21 protein-coding genes are annotated in these 21,366 nt (G+C 64.6%); 4 read left to right on the forward strand and 17 right to left on the reverse strand.

What is annotated here, in order from left to right; genetic code table 11:
• Positions 1-12: 12 nt before the first annotated feature.
• Positions 13-1,899 (forward strand): aminodeoxychorismate synthase component I, encoded by a 1,887-nt coding sequence (gene pabB / locus F6X40_RS07545; protein WP_187627317.1) that lies wholly within the window; start codon positions 13-15, stop codon positions 1,897-1,899.
• 48 nt (positions 1,900-1,947) lie between these two features.
• On the opposite strand, the gene panB is transcribed toward pabB, so the two are convergent.
• The 7 genes from panB to F6X40_RS07580 form a co-directional block, all read right to left on the reverse strand.
• Positions 1,948-2,763 carry a 3-methyl-2-oxobutanoate hydroxymethyltransferase gene (panB, locus tag F6X40_RS07550; protein ID WP_184034424.1) on the reverse strand — a complete coding sequence of 272 codons (816 nt, stop codon included), beginning with the start codon at positions 2,761-2,763 and terminating at the stop codon, positions 1,948-1,950.
• Between the two features lie 37 nt (positions 2,764-2,800).
• Positions 2,801-3,481, reverse strand: a complete 681-nt coding sequence (locus F6X40_RS07555; protein WP_090803123.1) for a deoxynucleoside kinase — start codon at positions 3,479-3,481, stop codon at positions 2,801-2,803.
• The gene (gene folK / locus F6X40_RS07560) at positions 3,478-4,020 is read right to left on the reverse strand and encodes a 2-amino-4-hydroxy-6-hydroxymethyldihydropteridine diphosphokinase (protein ID WP_090803125.1); all 543 of its coding nucleotides are present in this window, start codon (positions 4,018-4,020) and stop codon (positions 3,478-3,480) included. Before folK ends, F6X40_RS07555 begins: the two co-directional genes overlap by 4 nt.
• Before the next feature lie 51 nt (positions 4,021-4,071).
• Entirely contained in the window at positions 4,072-5,718 is a 1,647-nt protein-coding gene (gene pcnB / locus F6X40_RS07565; protein ID WP_187627318.1) for a polynucleotide adenylyltransferase PcnB, read from the reverse strand.
• Positions 5,715-6,401, reverse strand: coding sequence for an HAD family hydrolase (locus tag F6X40_RS07570; protein ID WP_018419490.1), 687 nt, complete (start codon positions 6,399-6,401; stop codon positions 5,715-5,717). Before F6X40_RS07570 ends, pcnB begins: the two co-directional genes overlap by 4 nt.
• A complete protein-coding gene (gene hda / locus F6X40_RS07575) occupies positions 6,394-7,146 on the reverse strand; it encodes a DnaA regulatory inactivator Hda (protein WP_187627319.1) in 753 nt (250 codons plus the stop codon). The genes F6X40_RS07570 and hda overlap by 8 nt, the downstream gene beginning before the upstream one ends.
• A gap of 74 nt (positions 7,147-7,220) precedes the next feature.
• Complete coding sequence (locus tag F6X40_RS07580; RefSeq protein WP_184067323.1) at positions 7,221-7,424, reverse strand: hypothetical protein; 204 nt, start codon at positions 7,422-7,424, stop codon at positions 7,221-7,223.
• On the opposite strand from F6X40_RS07580, the gene purM reads away from it, so the two are divergent.
• Entirely contained in the window at positions 7,423-8,490 is a 1,068-nt protein-coding gene (purM, locus tag F6X40_RS07585; protein ID WP_187627321.1) for a phosphoribosylformylglycinamidine cyclo-ligase, read from the forward strand. The two genes, F6X40_RS07580 and purM, sit on opposite strands and share 2 nt — an antisense overlap.
• A 139-nt stretch (positions 8,491-8,629) precedes the next feature.
• Here the strand turns inward: purM and miaA are convergent, their stop codons facing one another.
• Together miaA and mutL are read right to left on the reverse strand one after the other, a co-directional pair.
• Positions 8,630-9,571 carry a tRNA (adenosine(37)-N6)-dimethylallyltransferase MiaA gene (gene miaA / locus F6X40_RS07590; protein ID WP_184067329.1) on the reverse strand — a complete coding sequence of 314 codons (942 nt, stop codon included), beginning with the start codon at positions 9,569-9,571 and terminating at the stop codon, positions 8,630-8,632.
• 47 nt (positions 9,572-9,618) lie between these two features.
• A complete protein-coding gene (mutL, locus tag F6X40_RS07595) occupies positions 9,619-11,724 on the reverse strand; it encodes a DNA mismatch repair endonuclease MutL (protein WP_187627322.1) in 2,106 nt (701 codons plus the stop codon).
• 194 nt (positions 11,725-11,918) lie between these two features.
• Here mutL and F6X40_RS07600 point away from each other — a divergent pair, with 194 nt between their 5' ends.
• Positions 11,919-12,590, forward strand: a complete 672-nt coding sequence (locus tag F6X40_RS07600) for a VTT domain-containing protein (RefSeq protein ID WP_184067335.1) — start codon at positions 11,919-11,921, stop codon at positions 12,588-12,590.
• A gap of 123 nt (positions 12,591-12,713) precedes the next feature.
• Here the strand turns inward: F6X40_RS07600 and F6X40_RS07605 are convergent, their stop codons facing one another.
• From F6X40_RS07605 to F6X40_RS07615, 3 genes are all read right to left on the reverse strand, one after another.
• Positions 12,714-13,532: a mechanosensitive ion channel family protein gene (locus tag F6X40_RS07605; protein WP_184067338.1), complete on the reverse strand. Its 819-nt coding sequence runs from the start codon at positions 13,530-13,532 to the stop codon at positions 12,714-12,716.
• A gap of 193 nt (positions 13,533-13,725) precedes the next feature.
• Positions 13,726-14,100: a hypothetical protein gene (locus F6X40_RS07610; RefSeq protein ID WP_187627323.1), complete on the reverse strand. Its 375-nt coding sequence runs from the start codon at positions 14,098-14,100 to the stop codon at positions 13,726-13,728.
• Between the two features lie 235 nt (positions 14,101-14,335).
• Complete coding sequence (locus F6X40_RS07615; protein WP_262421400.1) at positions 14,336-14,995, reverse strand: hypothetical protein; 660 nt, start codon at positions 14,993-14,995, stop codon at positions 14,336-14,338.
• Between the two features lie 730 nt (positions 14,996-15,725).
• On the opposite strand from F6X40_RS07615, the gene F6X40_RS07620 reads away from it, so the two are divergent.
• Positions 15,726-16,049 (forward strand): hypothetical protein, encoded by a 324-nt coding sequence (locus F6X40_RS07620; protein ID WP_187627324.1) that lies wholly within the window; start codon positions 15,726-15,728, stop codon positions 16,047-16,049.
• Between the two features lie 60 nt (positions 16,050-16,109).
• On the opposite strand, the gene F6X40_RS07625 is transcribed toward F6X40_RS07620, so the two are convergent.
• From F6X40_RS07625 to F6X40_RS07645, 5 genes are all read right to left on the reverse strand, one after another.
• Complete coding sequence (locus F6X40_RS07625; RefSeq protein ID WP_187627325.1) at positions 16,110-17,174, reverse strand: YncE family protein; 1,065 nt, start codon at positions 17,172-17,174, stop codon at positions 16,110-16,112.
• 100 nt (positions 17,175-17,274) lie between these two features.
• Positions 17,275-18,003 carry a TonB family protein gene (locus F6X40_RS07630; RefSeq protein ID WP_187627326.1) on the reverse strand — a complete coding sequence of 243 codons (729 nt, stop codon included), beginning with the start codon at positions 18,001-18,003 and terminating at the stop codon, positions 17,275-17,277.
• Between the two features lies 1 nt (position 18,004).
• On the reverse strand, positions 18,005-18,403 hold the full coding sequence (locus tag F6X40_RS07635) for an ExbD/TolR family protein (RefSeq protein WP_187627327.1): 399 nt from the start codon (positions 18,401-18,403) through the stop codon (positions 18,005-18,007).
• 2 nt (positions 18,404-18,405) lie between these two features.
• Positions 18,406-19,095: a MotA/TolQ/ExbB proton channel family protein gene (locus F6X40_RS07640; RefSeq protein WP_187627328.1), complete on the reverse strand. Its 690-nt coding sequence runs from the start codon at positions 19,093-19,095 to the stop codon at positions 18,406-18,408.
• Positions 19,096-19,109: 14 nt separating this feature from the next.
• Entirely contained in the window at positions 19,110-21,281 is a 2,172-nt protein-coding gene (locus tag F6X40_RS07645; RefSeq protein ID WP_187627329.1) for a TonB-dependent receptor, read from the reverse strand.
• Positions 21,282-21,366 lie beyond the last annotated feature (85 nt).

The raw sequence follows: 21,366 nt of genomic DNA on the forward strand, positions 1-21,366 counted from the left end.
TCGGCGGTCAGTATGACGGTGGACAGTCGCGGCGCGGCGTTCGCGCTGCTCGACGATTGCGGTGCAACGGCGGCGCTTCCGTCGAGCCGCTTGTACGCGGGTTTCGTGCGCGAGCGGGTCTGCACGGAGGCGGCGCAACTCGAAGCCGTGTGCGACAGCGTCGCGGCGGATACCCGGAGCGGTTTGCACGCTGTTGTGCTCGCCGATTATGAATTTGGCCGCGCGCTGATGGGTTTCGATGCGCGCCGGTCTTCTGAAACGCAGCGTGGCAATGCCACGCTGCGTTTTTTATTGTTCGAACGTTGTGCGAAGCTTTCGCGCGACGAGGTCGACGCGTGGCTGACGGCGCGGGACAACGGCGCTTTCGAGCCGTCGGTCGCGGGCACCGCGAACGTGCGCGAGAGCGTCGATCGCGCCGAGTTCGACGCGGCGATCGACGCGATTCACGCCGCCCTGCGCGCGGGCGATTCCTATCAGGTCAACTACACGTACCGCCTCGGCTTCGACGTGTTCGGCTCGCCGCTCGCGTTCTATCGGCGGTTGCGCGCGCGCCAGCCCGTGTCGTTCGGCGCGCTGATCGCGTTGCCGGACGATGCGTGGGTGCTGTCGTGTTCGCCCGAACTATTCGTCGAAAAGCACGGCCCGACGTTGCGCGCGCGGCCGATGAAGGGCACGGCGCCGCGCTCGCAAGATCCTGCCGTCGACCGGGGTAACGCCGAGTTCCTTGCGACCGATCCGAAGAACCGCGCCGAGAACGTCATGATCGTCGATCTGTTGCGCAACGATCTGTCGCGAGTCGCGCGGATCGGCTCGGTCAGCGTGCCGGCGTTGTTTTCGGTCGAGCCGTATGCGTCGGTGTGGCAGATGACGTCGACTGTCGAGGCGACGTTGCTCGACGGCACCTCGTTCGCGACGATCCTGCGCGCGCTGTTTCCCTGCGGCTCGATTACCGGTGCGCCGAAGCATCGCACGATGCAGTTGATCGACGAACTGGAAAGCACGCCGCGCGGGCTCTATACCGGCGCGATCGGCTGGCTCGATGCGCCGGGCGATGATCACGATTGCGGCGACTTTTGCATGTCGGTCGCGATTCGCACGTTGACGTTGACTGCGTCATCGGCGTCAGACGGTGGCACGAACGGTCTGCGCGGCAGCATGGGCATCGGCGCGGGCATCGTGCTCGACAGCGTGGCCGCCGACGAGCACGAGGAGTGTCGATTGAAAGCACGTTTTCTGATGGGCGCCGAGCCGGGTTTCGAACTGTTCGAAACGATGTACGCGACGCGGGAAGACGGCGTGCGGCACGTCGAGCGGCATCTGCGGCGCTTGTCGTCGAGCGCCGCGACGCTTGGCTTCGGGTTCGACGAAGCGCGCATTCGTGGGGAGATTTCAGCGCGGTGCGCCACGCTCCCGGCGCAGATGCCGCATCGAATGCGGCTTGCTTTGAGCAAGAGCGGGGTGACCCAGATCTCGGCCGCGATACTTGCGCCGTTGGCGGATGCGGTCGTTGGTGTTCTGCTCGGCCCCGAAGCGCAGTTCGCGCCGACCCACGCCGCCGATCCGCTGCTGCGCCACAAGACCACGCGCCGGGCAGACTACGACCGCGGCTGGCGCGAAGCCGAAGCGAAGGGCGCCTTCGATACGCTGTTTTTCAACGAACGGGGCGAACTGACCGAAGGCGGCAGGTCGAACGTGTTCGTGAAGCTCGCGGGACAATGGTGGACGCCGCCGCTCGCGTCAGGCGTGCTGCCGGGTGTAATGCGAAGCGTGTTGCTCGACGAGGCGTCGGGCTTGCGGGCAGGTGAAAAAGTGCTGACGCGGGCGGATGTGCTGAACGCCGAAGCGCTGCTCGTGTGCAACGCGTTGCGCGGCGCGGTGCCGGCACGGCTTGTTGGTTAGAGCACTGAAAAATACGGGAATGCCGCGCGCTCGCGCGGCAATGAAGCATCAGAACGTGTGCTCGGCGCCGGGAAACGTGCCGTCCTTTACCGCCCGCACATACGCCTCGACGGCCGCCTGAATATTCGGCTGTCCCTGCATGAAATCCTTCACGAAGCGCGGTCGCTTGCCAGGAAAAATCCCGAGCATGTCGTGCAGCACCAGCACCTGACCCGAGCAGCCGAGGCCCGCGCCGATACCAATCGTCGGAATGCGCAGCTGCTGCGTGACCTCGCCCGCGAGTTGCGACGGGATCGCTTCCATCACGATCAATTGCGCGCCGGCTTCCTGCACGGCGAGCGAATCGCGCAGCAGCTGGCTCGCGCCCGCTTCGGTCTTGGCCTGCACCTTGAAGCCGCCGAACGCATGCACCGACTGCGGCGTGAGACCCACATGCGCGCACACCGGAATCGAGCGCTCGACCAGAAACCGCACCGTGTCGGCGAGCCATTCGCCGCCTTCGAGCTTGACCATCTGCGCGCCCGCGCGCATCAGTTCGACCGAGCTCCTGAATGCGTCTTCGCGCGTGCCGTAGGTGCCGAACGGCAGGTCCGCGACGATCAGCGCCGACGGCCGCGCGCGCGCGACGCTCGCCGTGTGATACGCGATGTCGGCAAGCGACACCGGCAGCGTGGTCGCCTGGCCTTGCAGGACGTTGCCGAGCGAGTCGCCGATCAGCAGCACGTCGACGCCCGCGCGATCGAGCAGCGCGGCGAAGCTCGCGTCGTAACAGGTGAGCATGGCGATCTTTTCGCCAGCGTCGCGCATTGCCTGCAGTTTCGGCACGGTGATCGCGCTCCGGCTCGCTTCCTGCAAATAAGTCATGGTCAATCCAGTGAAAAAAATGAACTAGCCGCGCCGCTTACAGCGACGTGGCTTTGACAAAGAATTCCTTGCGGCCGCGCATCGTCTCGATGCGTTCGGCGAGCAGCGCAAGGTCCGCGTCGGAGTCGAGCGGATTCAGGTGTTCGGCGTTGACCGTCAGCACGGGCGTGCGGTCGTAGTGGTAGAAGAATTCGTTGTACGCGTCGCACAGCGCGCGCAGATAGGCATCGGAAATCTGCAGCTCCATCGGCACCGCGCGCTTCTGGATGCGCGCGAACAGCACCTCTGGGCTCGCCTGCAGATAAACGACGAAGTCCGGCTCCGGCGCGCTGACGTCGAGCCGCACGGCAAGCGCGCGGTACAACTGCCACTCGTCTTCCTGCAAGGTCAGACGCGCGAAGATGTCGTTTCGCTGCGTGATGAAGTCGGCGATCAGCGGCGTGCCGCTCGCCTGCGCGGCGCTGACTTCCTGCGCCTGCTGCGCGCGTTGCAGTGCGAAGTGCAACTGCACCGGTAGCGCATAGCGCGTGGTGTCGCGATAGAAGCGTTCAAGAAACGGATTGTCTTGCGAGCGTTCGAACAGTTCGTGCATCGACCAGCGTTGCGCGAGGCGCCGCGCGAGTGAGGTTTTGCCGACGCCGATCGGCCCCTCGATCGCGATATAGCCGAACGGCGGGCGCAGCTGCGGCGCGGTGACCGTGAGCGGCGGCGAACTCATTCGCAACGGCCTTTTTCGGCGGAATTGCCGGTCAGCGCATTGAGCATCGGGCACTGGCAGGGCGACTTTACTTTCTCGATGCGCTGATCGCTCACGCTGTCGAGCAGCGCGGCGGCCCGGCCATGCAGCGGAATGACGATCGCCGCGTCGATCTCGACGAGCGGCACCAGCGCAAACGCGCGCTCGACGAGGCGTGGGTGCGGCACGATCAGATCGGCTTCGTCGATCGATTGATCGCCATACAGCAGGATGTCGAGATCGAGCGTGCGCGGCGCATTGCGGAACGGCCGCTCACGGCCGAACTGATGCTCGATCTTGTGGCACAGCGCGAGCAGATGCCGCACGGGGAGCGTCGTTTCCAGCTTCACGACGCAGTTGAAATAGTCGTCGCCGCCCGCGTCGATCGGGGCAGTACGATACAGGCTCGATTTGGCGAGCACGGTGATGGTGTGCTGTTGTGCGAGGCACACCACCGCGTCTTTCAGGGTCTGGCGCGCGTCCCCGAGATTCGCGCCGAGGCCGAGATAAGCAACCGTCATGGCATAACTTCCTGCAGCTATCGTTTTGACGGCTTCTCCGCGAACGCCGCGTCAGTCTTCGTGCGAGCCTTCGAGGCCCGCGTCGTTGTCCGTGCGTTCGGCGGACGAGCCGCCCTCCACTCCGTCACCTGATTTGCGGCTTCTGGCGCCACCGCGCCGCCGTCGTTTTCTTGGGCTCCGGTCCTTCCCGCCTTGCGTGAGCAATGTCTCGCGCGCGGCGACGTCTCCTTCGATGAACTCCGTCCACCACGCGCCGACCGACTCGTCGAGTTCGCCCGATGCGCAGCGCAACAGGAGGAAATCATACCCCGCTCTAAATCTTTGGTGTTCGAGCAGCTTCAGCGCGCTGCGCCCCGAGCGTTTTTCGAGGCGCAGCTGCAGGCCCCAGATCTCGCGCATGTCGGCCGAGAAGCGCTTGTGGATCGCGAGCTTTTCGGTCTGCATGTCGAGCACTTCGTCCATCGCGCGATGCAGCGCGGGCACCGGATACTCGCCTTCGGCCTCGAACTTCTGCCAGCGCTGCTGCACGTCGTGCCACAACAGCGTCGCGAACAGGAAGCCCGGCGACACCGGCTTGCCGGCGAGCACGCGTGCATCTGTGTTAGAGAGTGCCAGAGAAATGAATTTTTCGCCGGTCGGCTGCTCGAGCACGACGTCGAGCAGCGGCAACAGCCCGTGATGCAGGCCTTCCTGGCGCAGCCGCGTCAGGCACGCGAGCGCGTGACCCGACAGCATCAGCTTCAGCATTTCGTCGAACAGACGCGCGGCGGGCACGTTGTTGATCAGATCGGCCATCTTCTCGATCGGCGCGCGCGTGGCGTCGTCGATGTCGAAGTCGAGCTTGGCGGCGAAGCGCACGACGCGCAGCAGGCGCACCGGATCCTCGCGATAGCGCGTGGCCGGGTCGCCGATCATGCGCAACAGGCGCGCGCGCATGTCGGCCATGCCGTTGTGGTAGTCCAGCACCGTTTGTGTGGCCGGATCGTAGTACATCGCGTTGATCGTGAAGTCGCGGCGCGTGGCGTCCTCGTGCTGCTCGCCCCACACGTTGTCGCGCAGCACGCGGCCGCTCGCATCGACCGCGTGGGTGCGGCGGTCGAGCTCGTCGCGCTTCAGACGCTTCGGCGGCGGCGCGTCGGCCGCGGGCGGATCGACCAGCGCGCGGAACGTCGAGGTTTCGATGATTTCCTGGCCGAACTGCACGTGCACGATCTGGAAGCGCCGGCCGATGATGCGCGCGCGGCGGAACAGCTTCTGCACCTGTTCGGGAGTCGCGTCGGTCGCGACGTCGAAGTCTTTCGGCTTGACGCCGAGCAGCAGATCGCGCACCGCGCCGCCGACGATGAACGCACGGAAGCCCGCCTGTTGCAGGCCCTCGGTCACGCGGATCGCATTGCGCGAGATCAGCGTGGGGTCGATGCCGTGCACGTCGTGCGGAATGATGACGGGTACGTCCGGCTCGCGCGGCGCTTGCGCGGCAGCAGCGGCACCTGCGGACTTGCGGCGCGGCCGCGCGGCCGTGCCGGAAGCGGTCGTGCCGGATACGGTCGTGCCGGATACGGTCGTGCCGGATACGGACTTGCCGCGCGCCGGCGGCTTGCCATTGGCATTGCCGTCGACGCTGGCGGCGGCGGAGAGCGTGTCGTCAGCGGTCGCCGTGTCCTGGCCGAATAGCTTGCGGATGAGTTTCTTGATCACGAGGGTTGGAAGAGTTCGAGGATGCGCCAGCCTTTGGCCTGCGCATGGGCGCGCAACGTGTCGTCCGGATTGGTCGCGATGGGATCGGTGACTTTTTCGAGCAGCGGGATGTCGTTGTGCGAATCGCTATAGAAATAGCTGTGCTCGAAGTCGCTCCAGCTCTTGCCGAGCGACGCGAGCCACATTTCGGTGCGCACGATCTTGCCTTCCTTGTAGCTCGGCGTGCCGGTGGGGCGACCGGTGTAGGCGCCGTGCGGCTCCCCGCCGACGGTCTCGGCCTCGCACGCGATCAGCGTGTCGACGCCGAACGCCTGCGCGATCGGCCGCGTGATGAACTCGTTGGTCGCGGTGACGACGCAGCACAGGTCGCCCGCTTCACGATGCTGTTTCACGAGTTCGAGCGCCACCGGCTGGATGGCCGGCGTGATGACCTCGTGCATGTACTGCGCGTGAAAGTCCGCGAGCTGCGCGCGTGTGTACTTCGCGAGCGGCGTCAGCATGGCGATCAGATAAGCGTGAATGTCGAGCTTGCCGGCCTTGTAATCGGCGTAAAAGCGATCGTTTTCACGGGCGAAATTTTCGGCGTCGACCATGCCTTTTTTCACCATGAAGCGGCCCCATTCGTGGTCGCTGTCGGTGGGAATGAGCGTGTGGTCGAGATCGAAGAGTGCAAGGTTAGCCATGGGCGCCTATTTTACTTGAAGCGGGAAGAGCGGCGTGTGAACCGGGCGCGGCGGCGGGGTCGGGCGACGCGAGCATCGTGCGCAACAGCGGCAGCGTGACCGCGCGTTTCTGTTCGAGCGAGAAGCGGTCGAGCGCGTCGAGCAGCGCCATCAGGCTCGGCATGTCGCGGCGAAAGTGCGTGAGCAGGTAGGCCGGCACGTCGTCGGCGAGCATGATGCCGCGCTCGCGCGCCGCGCGTTTCAACACCGCGGCCTTCGCGTCGTCGGGCAACGGCGCAAGGTGAAACACCAGTCCCCAGCCGAGGCGCGTGCGCAAATCTTCGCGCACCGTCATGCCGATCGGCGCCGCGTTGCCCGCGGCGACGAGCGCGCTGGTCGGATGCGCGCGCACTTCGTTGAACAGGTTGAACACGGCGATCTGCTGCGCGGCCGACAGCGCGTCGCAGTCGTCGATCGCATAGAGCGCGACGCGCGGATCGAAGCCGAAGGCGGCGAGGCTGCTTTGCGGCCCGGCGAAGCGCGCATGCCCCGCCGGCGCTTCGTGCACGAGCGCCTGCAGCAGGTGCGTGCGGCCGCTGCCGGCTTCGCCCCAGATGTAGAAGGTGCGATCGGCGACCGGTCCGGAGGCGAGCGCGTCGTCGAGCTCACGCAGGCGCGTGACCAGCTCGGCGTTCGCGCCGGCGAAGAAATTGTCGAATGTCGATGGCGGCGGGGTGCCGAGATCGAGCGTCAGTTGACGAAGCACAGTAGGTTAATGCCGAAAATGAGGCTCAGGCCGCGAGTGGCCCGGACCTCGGGGCCTGGAAGGTTGCCAGGCGCTCAGTTGTCGTGAAGCGTGCTCGCCGGGTCGTGAGGCCGCGCGTCGCGAAGCACGGCTGGCGCAATTGCGCGGGTCGGCGGCGCCGGAATCGGGGTGTCGTGTTGCAATGTCGTTTCCAGGATATCGTCGGAACGCGTGAATTCCAGCCAGGCGACCAGCATCGGGTAAAATCGCATTTTACCGACCTTCGAGCTTTTCCCCATGAATCAACCGAAATCCGCCGAGCATTCAACCGATTCGGCCCAAGGTTTGTCGTATCGCGACGCCGGCGTGGACATCGATGCGGGTGACGCCCTCGTCGACGCCATCAAGCCCTTTGCCAAGAAGACCCTGCGCGAGGGCGTGCTGGGCGGCATCGGTGGATTCGGCGCGTTGTTCGAAGTGCCGAAGAAGTACAAGGAACCGGTGCTCGTGTCCGGCACCGACGGCGTCGGCACCAAGCTGCGTCTCGCGTTCCAGCTGAACAAGCACGACACGGTCGGCCAGGATCTGGTCGCGATGAGCGTCAACGACATCCTCGTGCAGGGCGCCGAGCCGCTGTTCTTCCTCGACTATTTCGCCTGCGGCAAGCTCGACGTCGGCACGGCGGCGACCGTCGTGAAGGGCATTGCGCACGGCTGCGAGCTGTCGGGCTGCGCGTTGATCGGCGGCGAAACCGCGGAAATGCCGGGCATGTACCCGGACGGCGAATACGATCTGGCTGGTTTCGCGGTCGGCGCGGTGGAAAAGAGCAGGATCATCGACGGCAGCAAGATCGCGTCGGGCGACGTGGTGCTCGGGCTCGCGTCGAGCGGCATCCATTCGAACGGCTTTTCGCTCGTGCGCAAGATCATCGAGCGTGCCAATCCCGATCTGAACGCGGACTTCGACGGCCGCACGCTCGCCGACGCGCTGATGGCGCCGACGCGCATCTACGTGAAGCCGCTGCTCGCGCTGATGCAGCAGATCGAGGTCAAGGGTATGGCGCACATCACGGGCGGCGGCCTCGTCGAGAACATTCCGCGCGTGCTGCGCGAAGGCCTGACGGCCGAGCTCGACCATCGCGCGTGGCCGCTGCCGCCGCTGTTCTCGTGGCTGCAGAAGCACGGCGGCGTCGCCGATGCGGAAATGCACCGCGTGTTCAACTGCGGTATCGGTATGGCGGTGATCGTGTCGGCCGCGGATGCCGAAGCGGCGATCGGTCTGCTGTCCGCGGCGGGCGAGCAGGTCTGGAAGATCGGCACGGTCCGTGAAAGCGCAGCGGGTGAAGCGCAGACGGTCGTGGTCTAAAGATTGACGCGGGCTCGCGTGGCGTGCCGCAATGGTGCGCCGCGCGGGCTTCGAATCCTTCTTCACATTTTCCGCTTCAAATTCCCGCTTCAAATTCCCGCTTTACGTCCCTCCGATTCCCCCAACGCTGATCGGCGCCTCAAACCAGCGTTTCGATCAACTCCACCACCCGCGCCGTCGCGTGCGGATCGCAGCAATCCACCACCTGTCTTTCCGGCATGCTGCGCAGCCACGTGAGCTGCCGCTTGCAGAGTTGCCGCGTCGCGAAGACGCCCTTGTCGCGCATGGTCCGATAGTCGACCGCGCCATCGAGGTATTCCCACACCTGCCGATACCCGACGCAGCGCATCGACGGCATCTCGGGCAGCAGGTCGCCGCGCGCGCGCAGCTTCACCACTTCATCGACGAAACCGTGCGCGAGCATCGAATCGAAGCGCTGCTCGATGCGCGCGTGCAGCACGCCACGCTCGGACGGCTCCAGCGCGACCGGCACGAAGCGTGCCGATGCGGCGTCGTCGGTGCGCGCGGGCGCGGCGAGCAGCGTCGACATCGGCTGGCCGGTCAGCATGAACACTTCCAGCGCGCGCTGGATGCGCTGCGAATCGTTCGGCGCGAGACGCGCGGCCGTGACCGGATCGAGCGCGGCGAGCCGCGCGTGAAGCGCCGGCCAGCCGTCGCGGGCGGCGTCGGCGTCGAGCCTCGCGCGTACTTCGGCATCGGCGGCGGGCAGGTCGTTGAGGCCCTGCGTGAGCGCCTTGTAGTAAAGCATCGTGCCGCCGACCAGCAGCGGCAGCCGCCCGCGCGCATGAATTTCTCCGACGAGCCGCAGCGTATCGGCGCGAAACTGCGCGGCCGAGTACGAGTCGGCCGGATCGACGATATCGATCAGATGATGCGGCGCGACCGCGCGTTCTTCCGCGGTCGGCTTCGCGGTGCCGATGTCCATCTCGCGATAGACGAGCGCCGAGTCGACGCTGATGATTTCGACCGGCCGCCGCGCGGCGAGCGCGAGCGCGGCGGCGGTCTTGCCGGACGCGGTCGGGCCGAGCAGGCACGGGATGGGGGTAGGGTGTGACGTCATGGGCAAGCGGGCGCGCGGCGCAACGGTGTGATCGAAACGCAGCGTCGTTACTGCCCGCGCATGAACAGCCGATCGAGATCGGCCAGCGTCAGCTGATACCAGGTCGGACGCCCGTGGTTGCACTGATCGGCGCGCTCGGTCGCTTCCATCTGGCGCAACAGCGCGTTCATTTCGTCGAGCGTCAGACGCCGGTTCGCGCGCACCGCGTGATGGCACGCGAGCGTGCCGAGCAGTTCGTGCTGACGCTCGGTCAGCACGCGCGAGCCGCCGAATGCATGCAGGTCGGACAGCACCGCGCGCGCCAGCGCTTGCAGGTCGGCGTCCTTCAGCAACGCGGGGACCGCGCGGATCGCGAGCGTGGTCGGCGACAGCACCGCGAGGTCGAAGCCGAGCGCATCGAGCGTATCGCGCTCTTCCTCGACCGTGCCGATTTCGACCGGATCGGCCTGCATCGTCTGCGGGATCAGCAGCGGCTGCACGGCGATCGCGCGGTCGGCGAGCGCGCTCTTGAACTGCTCGTACAGGATGCGCTCGTGTGCCGCATGCATGTCGACGATTACGAGCCCTTGGCGGTTCTGCGCGAGCACGTAGATGCCGTGGATCTGGCCTAGCGCGAAGCCGAGCGGCTGGTCGTCGGTGGCGTCGAATGCGGGGGAAGCCGGGCGCGGCGCGAACGGCGCTGCGTCGTATGGCGACGTCGCGTCGGTTGCGGAGTCGCGCGCTTCGAACAGCGACGCGCCTTCGACCCGGCCGGCAAGCGGATCCTTGCGGCCGAACAGCGCGTCGTAACCGGCGAGCGGTTGCGCGACCGGCAGCGTGCCTTGCGTCATGCGTGCCTGGCGCATCCACGTATTGCCAGGCTGCGAGGCGCCCGGGGCGCCGAAGCTGCTGAAGCCGCTGCCGCCGCCAAGGCCGCCGCGGCTTCCCGCGCCGAAGCCCGCGCCGCTCGAAAGACCGGCGCCCGCGCCAATGCCGTCGGCTACGCCGCTCGTGACACCCGGCGGCGTCGAACCAGATGAAGCCGGTCCACCGGCCGACGGTTCCAGGTGCGCCGCATGCCCGCCCGCCGTCGTTTCAGGCGACGCGCCCGCGTGCCGGGCGAGCGCGCGCTGCACCGCATGGAACACGAACTGGTGGATCGAGCGCGAATCGCGGAAACGCACCTCGATTTTCGACGGATGTACGTTCACGTCGACGCCTTCTGGCGGCAAATCGAGGAACAGCACGTACGACGGATAACGCTCACCGTGCAGCACGTCTTCATACGCGGCGCGCACCGCGTGCGTGAGCAGCTTGTCACGCACGAAGCGGCCGTTGACGAAGAAATACTGTTGATCGGCGCGACCGCGGCTCGCGGTCGGCAGACCGGCGCAGCCGTAGATCGCAAGCGGACCGGCGGATTCGCCGAGCGGCAGATGGGCGGTCGCGAACGTCTCGCCGAGAATCTTCGCAACCCGCGCGGGCGGCTCGCTCGCGTTCCAGTGCTCGACGGCCTTGCCGTTGTGCAGCACCGAGATCGCGACGTCCGGCCGCGCGAGCGCGGCGCGGCGGATCTGTTCAAAACAGTGGCCGAGTTCGGTCTGTTCGCTTTTCAGGAATTTGCGGCGTGCCGGGGTGTTGAAGTACAGCTCGCGGACTTCGATCGTCGTGCCCTGGGTGCCGGCGGCGGGACTCAGCACGCCGGTTTCCGCGTCGATGCGCACCGCGTGCGGCACATCTGCGGTGCGGCTCGTGATGCTCATCTGCGCGACCGACGCAATCGACGCCAGCGCTTCGCCGCGGAACCCGAGCGTCGCGACCGCTTCGAGCTCGGCAAGCGAGCGGATCTTGCTGGTCGCATGGCGCGTCAGGGCGAGCACGAGTTCGTTCTCGGGGATGCCGCAGCCGTCGTCGGTGATCGAGATGCGTTTGACGCCGCCTTCGTCGAGCAGGATGCGCAGCGTCTGCGCGCCCGCGTCGAGCGCATTCTCGAGCAGCTCCTTGACTACCGACGCCGGCCGCTCGACCACTTCGCCGGCGGCGATCTGGCTGATCAATTGATCGGGGAGCGGCTGGATGGCGCGCAACGGACGCGGCACGGGCGCTGCGCGGGAGGCGTCGGATGGTGCGGCCGCGGCCGCGGTGCCCGCAGGCGTTTCGGAGAATTCGGACATGGCGAAATTATAGCGACTCGGCGCACGCCGCCCGCGCAGACGCCCAACCAGCAGATTTTCATTCGACCCGAGGCACTTTCGGTATCATGTCGCGGTCAATTCGCAGCGGTCGGCCCGCCGCTCGCTGCGCCTGTTGCAGGGTCGCGCGGCGGCCGTTTTCCCTCTACGCATACACTGGCTTAAAAGGACGTTCCTTGGATACGCTGCTACATTTCGCCAATCTTGTCCTGCACATCGACAAGTTTCTCGGAGACTTCATTCAGGTGTACGGTGCCTGGGTCTACGCGGTGCTGTTCGCGATCGTGTTCGCTGAAACGGGGCTCGTGGTGCTGCCGTTTCTGCCGGGCGATTCGCTGCTGTTCATCGGCGGCGCGTTCTGCGCGAGCGGGCAGATGCATCTCGGACTGCTGATCCTGTTGCTGCTGGTGGCGGCGGTCTCGGGCAATACGACCAATTATCTGATCGGCCGCGCGATCGGACCGCGCGTGTTCAATACGCACATTCCGGTGCTCGAGCGTTTTCTCGATCGCGCCGCGCTGCAGAAGACGCACAACTTCTATGAGAAACACGGCGGCAAGACGATCGTGCTCGCGCGTTTCATCCCTGTCGTGCGGACGTTTGCGCCATTCGTCGCGGGCGCGTCGTCGATGACGTGGAGCCGCTTCCAGATGTTCAACGTCGTCGGCGCGCTGTTGTGGGTGCTGCTGCTGACACTGCTCGGTTATTTCTTCGGCAACATCCCGTTCATCCGTCAGTATCTGAACGTGATCGTGCTGGTCGGTATCGGCGCGGCGATCGTACCGATCGTGCTCGGCGCGCTGTGGAAGATGCTGCGCAAGAATGGCGCGAACGCGAGTACGCGTTGATGACGAGTTGTTTGCGGTATTTCGGGCCTTGAAAACACGAAAGGCGTCGCGAATTTCGCGACGCCTTTTTTCATGCCGCCATGCCGACGACCCGTGTCGGGTGCGCGCGGAGGTTCGATCAGATCAATCGCGCGTGATCGCTCGCGGTGCGAGTGGCGTTTCCGGCGTCGGATAGCCGGCTTCCTTGAAGGTCTGAACGATCGCGCGATTGGTGTCGAAGTAGACCTGCCAGTAGTTCTGGTTGGACGAGTAAGGGCGCACGCACAGCAGCGGTCCTTCTGGCGTGAAGCTCAAGACCTCGATATCCGGCGCGGGGTTTTCGGCCACGTTCGGAATCTTCGCGACGGCGGCTTTCAAGCGCGCGATCGCATCGGTCGGATCGACGCCATTGGCGATCTTCGCGGTCAGCTCGACGCGCCGGAACGGCAGCACGCTGTAGTTCGAGATCGTGTCGGAGAAGATCTTGTTGTTGCCGATGATGGTCGTCACGTTGTCCGGCGTCACGATCGTGGTGCCGAACAGGCCCAACTCCGTGACGGTGCCGGTGACGCCCGCGGCCATGACGAAATCGCCGACCTTGAACGGCCGCAGCACCTGCATGAACACGCCGGCCGCGAAATGCGCGAGCAGGCCGCCCCACGCAGTACCGATCGCGAGGCCGAGGCCGGCGAGCAACGCGGCGAACGACGTCGTCTGCACACCGAAGATTTCCAGGATCGCGAGGACGAGCAGCAGGTTCAGCAACCCGGCGAGAATCGACGCGAGGTAGTGGGCGAGTGTCGGGTCGACCCGGCCGTTGCGTGCGAGCAGCTTGCGCGACAGGTTGGAGATCAGCCCGATGATCCAGCGGCCGACGAGCCACAGCACGATTGCGCCGATGACCTTGGTGCCGATGTCAATGCCACGGGTCATGATGAATGCACGTACGGTTTCGATATCCAAGATGTTTCCTCGTTATAGGTTGCCATCAACGGATTGAACGACGGTGGTGCCATGACCCACAACGCGCGGTCTTCGGGAGTTATAGCCGACGGCGCCCGCATGCGCAAGGACCGTTCCTGCCCTGCTCGCGGCGGCAATATAGCGATGAAACATGGCGGGGCGTACGTGAAAAGCCGGTCGGGGCGTGCCGGGCTCACATGCGCAGCTGCGATTCGGAGTACGGTGACGTCTGGATGACAACCGCGTTGTCCGGGTCGCTTTTCACGCCGCGCCGGCGCCTCGATATCCGATGCCACGTGAACGCGATCACGATCGCGAGCGCATACGCGCCAGCACGCTGAAGAAACGACGTCGGCAGGGCGAATTGTCCATAGCGGTTCTGCGCGTCGGCGAACACGACAAACGTCAACAAGCCGTCGAGCACGCATGCGGCCAGCGCGATCACGATGAAAATCGCAGGGCCGCTCAGCGCGGCACCCGACCCGAACCGGTTATACAGTCGACAGGCCATCGATACGATGGCGAACAAGGCGAGGTTCGACAGCAGATCGAACAGAAAGGTGGTCATTATCGGTTCAATGAAAAAGCAATGGGCCGTGGGGTTGCCGGAACGTATGCTCGCGCAAGGTTCAGACATGCTCCGCTGATTCGGCGGCGATCATTGCATATCTTTTCATCTCGATAAATAACCAGAAAAAGCGAAGGTCGTATCGCGCTTTCTTTCGTTTGTTTTTTTATGCAATCGGAATGTGAAAAGTCCTTCGCAAATTTATAGTACTGCGACGGTTTCCGTGCGCTGCGCCTCAGAAGCGATAAGAAATGCCGACCTGCAACGTCGGATACCATCGATAAGGCGAGACCTTATCGCGCAGTTGCTGCAATCCGGTGTCGATGATCTGCTGACTCATCTCCGGTCCCGCGGCCTGCGACAGCGCCGGCGACAGTGTGTACGAGGTCTTCGGAATGCCGTAGGCGACACCGAGATCCACCACGAGCCCCCAGCCTTTGGCTCCCGGGTGCAAGCCATAGCCGATGCCAAGGTAGGGCATCGCGGTCGGGTATAGGGCGGTCGCCGTCGCGTACTCGCCAGGAATGGCCGGCGAGGCTTTGCCCTCGAATACGTACATGCCGTTGGTCGGAACCGAGTTGCCGCTGACTTCGTTGTCGGTCAGACGAAGGCCCGCTGTCACGCGAAAGCCGGTGCCGGCCCACGGAAAGAAATCGCCGTAGAGACCGCCCTGACGCAGCCGTATGCCGTCTTCGTAGCGATTGCCGCCAACCTCGAAGGTGTGCGACAAATTGATCGCGTTGAAGTCCGCGTGCACGCCGAACCACGACGTGACGCTCCACGCCGCGCCAACCCCGATGCCCAGCGTGCCGCCTTGCAGATAGACCTCCTGCGCATGCGACGTTTCGATCAGACACGGCAAGGTCACTACCCAGATTACGTTTCCAGCTTTCATGGGTACCCCTGAGCGGCGGGCAGCCCGATCGTTGCGGGACGCGCTCGCCGTTTTGTCGTTTCTTCTTTGCTGCTCTCTTTGTCGCGAACGCTCTAAGGCGTCGTGAAGCGATCATGCGAGCAGAGGGCGTAGACGGTCTGTGAGGTGGCGAACCATACGGTCAAATGAATGGGGTCGGAGTGCGCGACGATGTCGCCGCGTCGCCATCCAGTTCGAGCGACGGCAGATGTCAATCGCGGGACCTTGGCGAGGAGCGCCGCCTCGCTTTGGGTGTGGCCGGTCGGTAAGGAAGCTTAGGGAACTGCGCATCGCCGATGACGCTTGCCCACGCCTTCATCCAGCAGGTGGCGAGTGTCTTTTCAGCTTCTGTCTCAGCGCGCATAAGGCGGTTCGTGGCAAGACGCAAACGAGCCAACGCATATTCCTTGCGTGTGGATTCCCGCCGCAAAAGCGAATGATTCTTCTGCATGCCGGCCACCGAAAAGTCAGCGAGAAGCGTGGCAAATTAAATCGGGCCGCATTGCATCGTACCCGACGAACGACCGCGCGGCGCAAGCGACGGACTGCTGTCGAGTAAGGATTCGCTGGGGCGTCGCGTCGCAACACCTGCCACTGTGGTGAAAACGACAAATCAACCTTGTTTAATTTTGACAAGTCGCGCCGTGCGTTTATCCGTGCGAGGATGAAATCGTCAATGTTTCTGACATGAAGATCCAGTTACGGGGGCTCCATGAGTAGCATTCCGCTTATCTGGGCAGCGGTGCCGCACAACAGCGACGGTGTTGTCTTTCAGATCCGGCTTGGCCGCGGACTTCAGCGTTTTCACGTGTCGCGGCGCGTGCTCGAGGATGTGTTCGAACTCGAACGAAAAGCGTCCGACGCGCGCCAACTCGAATTCTTCTATGTGCACGAGCAGCGCATCCTCGCGCGCGCCAGCGCAAAGCGTGCGACGGCCTGCTCGGCCACCGTTTCACTACGGGCCGCCGATTTCGGCGTGTCGAACGACAGCGAGCGCTGGGCGACGCCGAGCGGCGTCGCGCACGGCCTCATCTAGGCGAACCGATGTTTGACGCGCCGCCGCGATCAACGGGCGGCCGTGCGTCGATGCCACGCGTCAGCGTGCCTTGAGCTGCGCCTCGAGCACTTCGAACGTACCGGGGATGACCGTCGCGCGCGGATGAGAACTGGCAGCCGTGGCCGGGTCGGCCGCGCCGAACTTCGACGACACCAGATAGATCCGGTGCTGCTGTTCATCGAGCGCCATCGTTTTCGCGCCTTCCAGCGTTGGCATGTTCTGCGCGACCGTGTAATGGTCTGCATCGTCTTCATGCACGATCGTCAGCGTGCCGTCCGCGCCGTTCGAACTGAACGCGAGCTTCAAGGCCGGATCGAAAGCCGCCGCGTCGGGGTGACCCCCTATCAGCACCTCGGCCACGCGACGGCCCGACGTCGTATCGACGATCATCATGCGGTGATTGGCGCAAACCGAAAACAGGCGCTCGCTCGCCGGATCGATCGCGAGCCCGGTCGGCGACTCGCACCGTGCGAGTGGCCAATGCGCCAGCACCGTCGCGGACCGACCGTCCATCTCGACGATCTCGGCGCGATCTTCCACATTGACGAACACGTGCCCGTGGCTGTCCGCCGCGAGCGCCTCCGGCTTGCCGCCCACGCTCATCGTGGCGACCACCTTGCGCGTCGCGACGTCGATTGCGCTGACGCTGCCGTCGTGGCCATTGCTCACGAAGATGCGCCGCAAGGCCGGCACGTAGAGGATGCCGTCCGGGTCGGGGCCCGCGGCCTTGATGCTGTCGACGACCTTGAGTGTGTCGAGATCGACGACGCTCACCGTATTGGCGCGGCCGTTGGTGACGAAGCCGAGCTTGAGGTCCTCCACGAACGCGAAGCCGTGCACGCCGTCGGTGTTGGCGATCTCGCCGACCGGTTTGCCGGTGCGCGTATCGATCACCTGCACGTGCGTGTCGCGGCTGATGAAGAGGTGCTGGCGAACAGCGTCGTACGCCACGTAATCCCAACGCTCGCCCCCTTCGAGGCCATAGCGTTTCGCGATTTCGAATTGATCGGCGTTGGCGCCCGTCGCCGCATGGACGTTCGACAGCGCGAGCAGGGAAGCGACGCCGCCGGCGATCAAGGCGGACAGGATATTTTTCAGTTTCACGTTGAGTAGATTCTTATTGGTACTGCGGATGGATTGGGAAGAGGGACGCCATTCCGGTGGGCGGATGACGTCCCTCGTGCGGTTGGGCGTTAGCGGATCATCATTCGTGGTCGTCGAGTTTGAAGTCGACCCACACTTGCTCCGAGAGCGTTTTGCCCACGAATGCGGACTCGGGTTTCGGATAAGCGGCGTCGCGCACGGCTGCGAGCGCTGCGCGGTCCAGCAGTCCGATACCGCTCGACACCACGACGCTGAGGTCGGACACGACGCCGTCGCGATACCGGAACGCGACGCGTGTGCGGCCCGTCATGCCAGCCATGCGGGCCGATTCGGAATAGCGCAGCGCGGCCTGAATCGCCGTGCGCAGCGCACCCTCGGAGCTTGGCGTAGGCGCGGCTGCAACCGGCGCCGTAGCGGGTGCGGGCGGTTGCCGCGCGGGCTCGGCTGGCGGTTGCGGCGCGGGCACGGATGGCGGCTCGGTCGGTGTCGCCGCGGGCTGCACCGGCACCGGAGTCGGCACGCGCTTCGGCACCGCGGCCGTCACGGGCTTCGCGGGCGTGTGCGCAGCATGGCGCACGGGTACGACCGGCCGCGCGGGAGGCGGCACGGGCTTCGCAGGCGGTTGCGGCGGTTGCGGCGCGGGAGCCGGTGCCGCCAGCGTCAGCAGCGTTGGCGGCGCTTCATGCGATACGGAAGACACCCGGGTCGTATGCGTGAGCAGCGCAATCGTCGCGCCGAGCACCAGCGCTTCCGCGACGAGCGCGATGGCGGCGGCCGGCAATAGGCGCGTTCGTTCCTGCACGATCCCGGAGGGGGGTACGGTTGCCATATCAGTTCGCCGCGGGCTGCGCGGCGAGCGCGATTTGCGATACACCCGCGGCGCGGCACGCGTCCATCACCGAGACGAGGTGCTGGATCTGCGCCTGCTTCGAGCCGGCAATCGTCACGACCGTATGCGCGACGTCCGTGCGGGCGGCGAGCAGGGTGGTCAATTGCGCAAGGCTCAGCGTGCGGCCGTCGACCGACAGACTGCCGTCGGTCGCGAGCGTTACCGTGACCTGCGGCGGCGGCAGCGCTTGCGCCGTGGCGCTCGACGGCAGCTGCGAGCGCAGCCCCGCGTTCGGGATCATGTGCAGCGTGATCATGATGAAGAACACCAGTAGGAAGAACATGATGTCGATCATCGGGATGATCTCGATGCGCGCCTTTCGCGCCTCGAAATACTTCATCGTCAGACTCCCTGCGAGGCGAATTTGCCGACCACCGGGCGCGGCACTTCATGCACCGGCTTGACCGACTCATGCGTTCTGGCCGCAAGCCGGTTCACGAGCGCCGCCTTCAGGGTTTCGAGCTGATGGACGACGCCTCTTACGCGGTTGTGCAGACCGTTGAAGAACACGAGGCCGATAATCGCGACGAACAGACCCGACGCCGTAGCGATCAGTGCCTCGGCCACGCCGCCCGTGACCTGGGTCGGTGCGTTGCCCGGATTCGACAGCACCTGGAACGCGTTGAACATACCGACGATCGTGCCGAACAGACCGAGCAACGGCGCGAGCGTGACGATCGTGTCGAGCACCCACAGGAAGCGGTCGATGTTCGGTGCTTCGCGCATGATCGCTTCGTCGAGACACGCATCGAGCTCATCGCGCGACGTCTGACCGGCAAGCCGGCCGGCGACCTTCAGCAGGCTCGCCATCGGCAGCGCCTGAAACTGTTCGGCGCATGCCGTCAGCGAGGCGGCGTTCAGTTGTTCGAGGCGGTCGACCTGGTCGAGCACCGCGCGGCTGCCGCTCGATGCGCGCTGCAGGAACCACGAGCGCTCGATGATGATCGTCAGGGCAACGAACAGCATGGCGGCAATCACATACAACACGCCACCGGAATTGTTCGCGAGGTGCAGCAGGTTATCGACAGTCATGAAAGAAGCTCCGTTCAGAAATCGGTGGACAGCGTCGCGACGAACGCGCGGCCCGGGATGGTCCAGTAAAGCGGTGTGTTGTCCGCGACGGTGTAGCCGGCCAGCGCATTGATGCTGGTGCGGTTGAAAAGGTTGTCGATCTGGAAGCCGAGGCGCGTGTCATGCGTCCACGGTGCGAGTCGGGCAAACGTGTACGAGCTGGCGAAGTTGGTGATCGCATAGCCGCCGATCGGCTGGGTGTTGCCGGTATCGCCATACTGATGGCCGACGAACTTCATCAGCAACGAACCGTTGAGCGGCCCGCGTTCGTAGAGCACGCCGGCGGCGGCCGTCGATTGCGGCGCGTTGGGCATCCACGTATTGGTGCTCTTCTGTTTGGCCGAATTGAAGGTCAGATTGCCGTACAGGCTGAAGCCGTCGCCGACCGACAAGGTCGCTTCGGTTTCGACGCCCTTGTAGGTCGCACCACCCGCATTCGAGAAGATCACGTTGTTGCCGACCGTGCGGCTCGTCACCGCGTTGCGGAAGTTGATGTAGTACAGATCGGCGGCGACGGTCAGACGCCCCGTTTTGTACGTCGTGCCGATCTGGTAGTTGTCGGTCTGTTCCGGATCGGGTTGTCCCGAGACGGTCGGATCGTTGACATAGAACACGTTCAGGTTCGGCGCGAGAAAGCCCTGCGCGTACTGCGCATACGCGCTCCATTGCGGTGTGATCTGCTGGTGCAGCGTCAACGACGGCAGCACCTTGTCCCACGTGTGGCTGAAATCGAGCGGCTCACCGGTCTTCTGGTTCATCGGCGTATCGATGCTGCGGTTGAACGACACGTACTTGAGTCCCGGCGTAATCGTCAAACCGTTCTGCAGTTGCCAGGCGTATTGCAGATACGGCTGAAACGTCAGCATCGTGTCGTTCATCGTGAAGTTCTGCGAGATGAACGCGAAGTTCAGCGACGAATCGACATTGAAGTTGTCGCGGAAGTTGGACTGGTGTGCGATCCACATGCCGGTCTGCAGCTTGCCGGGACCGAGCTGCCGCTCGAGCGCGAGGACGTCGCCAAACGCGCGGTAGTTGTTGTTCATTTCCTGGCCCGGCACGTTGTTCGGGCCGAAGATCGTGCCGTTTGGCGTTTCACCGTTCGGGTCGAGTCCGTTGAAGCCGTTGTGGTAGTAACCGTACGTATAGAGCTTGTTGTCGATCACCCACTCGGCGACCTTCGTTTTCACGCCGATGTATTCGAAGTCCGTGTTGATCTTGTCGAAGTTGTAGCCGGCATAGGCCTGACTCGTCGGGTCGGCGCTAAGACCGAAGTTGGGACCGAACTGCTGGATCTGCGCGGCCGTCGCGCCGAGCGGCACGTTCTGGTGGATGTTGTTGTAAGTCGCGAACAGCGTGAGCAGCGTGTTGTCGCCGATCGGCTTGTCGAGCTTGAAGTAGACGTTCTGACGGCGCTGGTCCGCGTTGGTCAGATAACCGTCGCTGCTGCTCTGCGCATAGCCGACCATTGCGCGCGCATCGCCCCATTGCTGCAGATAGCCGGTATTGAACTCGGCGCCGGCCTGCCATGTGTCGAAGCTGCCGTACGAGCCGAGCACCGAGAATGCCGGCGATGCCGACGGATCCCTCGACTGCAGGCTGATCGTTCCGCCGAAGGTGGCGAAGCCGATCTGCGAAGCGTCGCCGGGACCGCGGTCGACGACGATATTGCCGAGCACCCGGTTCGAGAAAAACGACGTCGAATGATGGGTGAAGTCGTTGGTATCGCCAAACGGGATGCCGTCGAATGTCACGTTGTACTGACCGTCCTGAAAGCCGCGAATGGACAGGCTCTGCGATTCCATCAGGCCGGAGCCGTTCGGAGAAACATTCGACACGCTCGGCGCGATCTGCACGATCTCGCTGTAGTTCGCGGTCGGAGCGGTACTGTTTTCGATGTAGTGCCGGCTGATCACCGACTGCGGTTGGGTTGCGGTGAGCGAGCCTTGCGACGGCGCCTGTGCCGGTGCCGACTGCACGTTGGTGCTGGTGGCCGTGCCGCTGTTCGATGATGAGACGGCCGTGCTTTGCACGGAGCCGAGATCGCCCGAGGTCTGGGCATGCGAGATCTGTGCGCCGGTCGCGCACAGTGTGGCAAGAACGAATTGCGTCAGCGGCTTCTTTCTAAGGGGAAAACTAACCCGTTGCATGGTGCAGCATCCTTTCGCGAGTGGGGCGATGAACTGGGAGTCGAACGAGGCGGGATGCTATCAACCGTCCGTTAATGCGAAGTGA

The organism is Paraburkholderia sp. UCT31 (genome assembly GCF_014397655.1).
Taxonomy (GTDB): domain Bacteria; phylum Pseudomonadota; class Gammaproteobacteria; order Burkholderiales; family Burkholderiaceae; genus Paraburkholderia; species Paraburkholderia tuberum.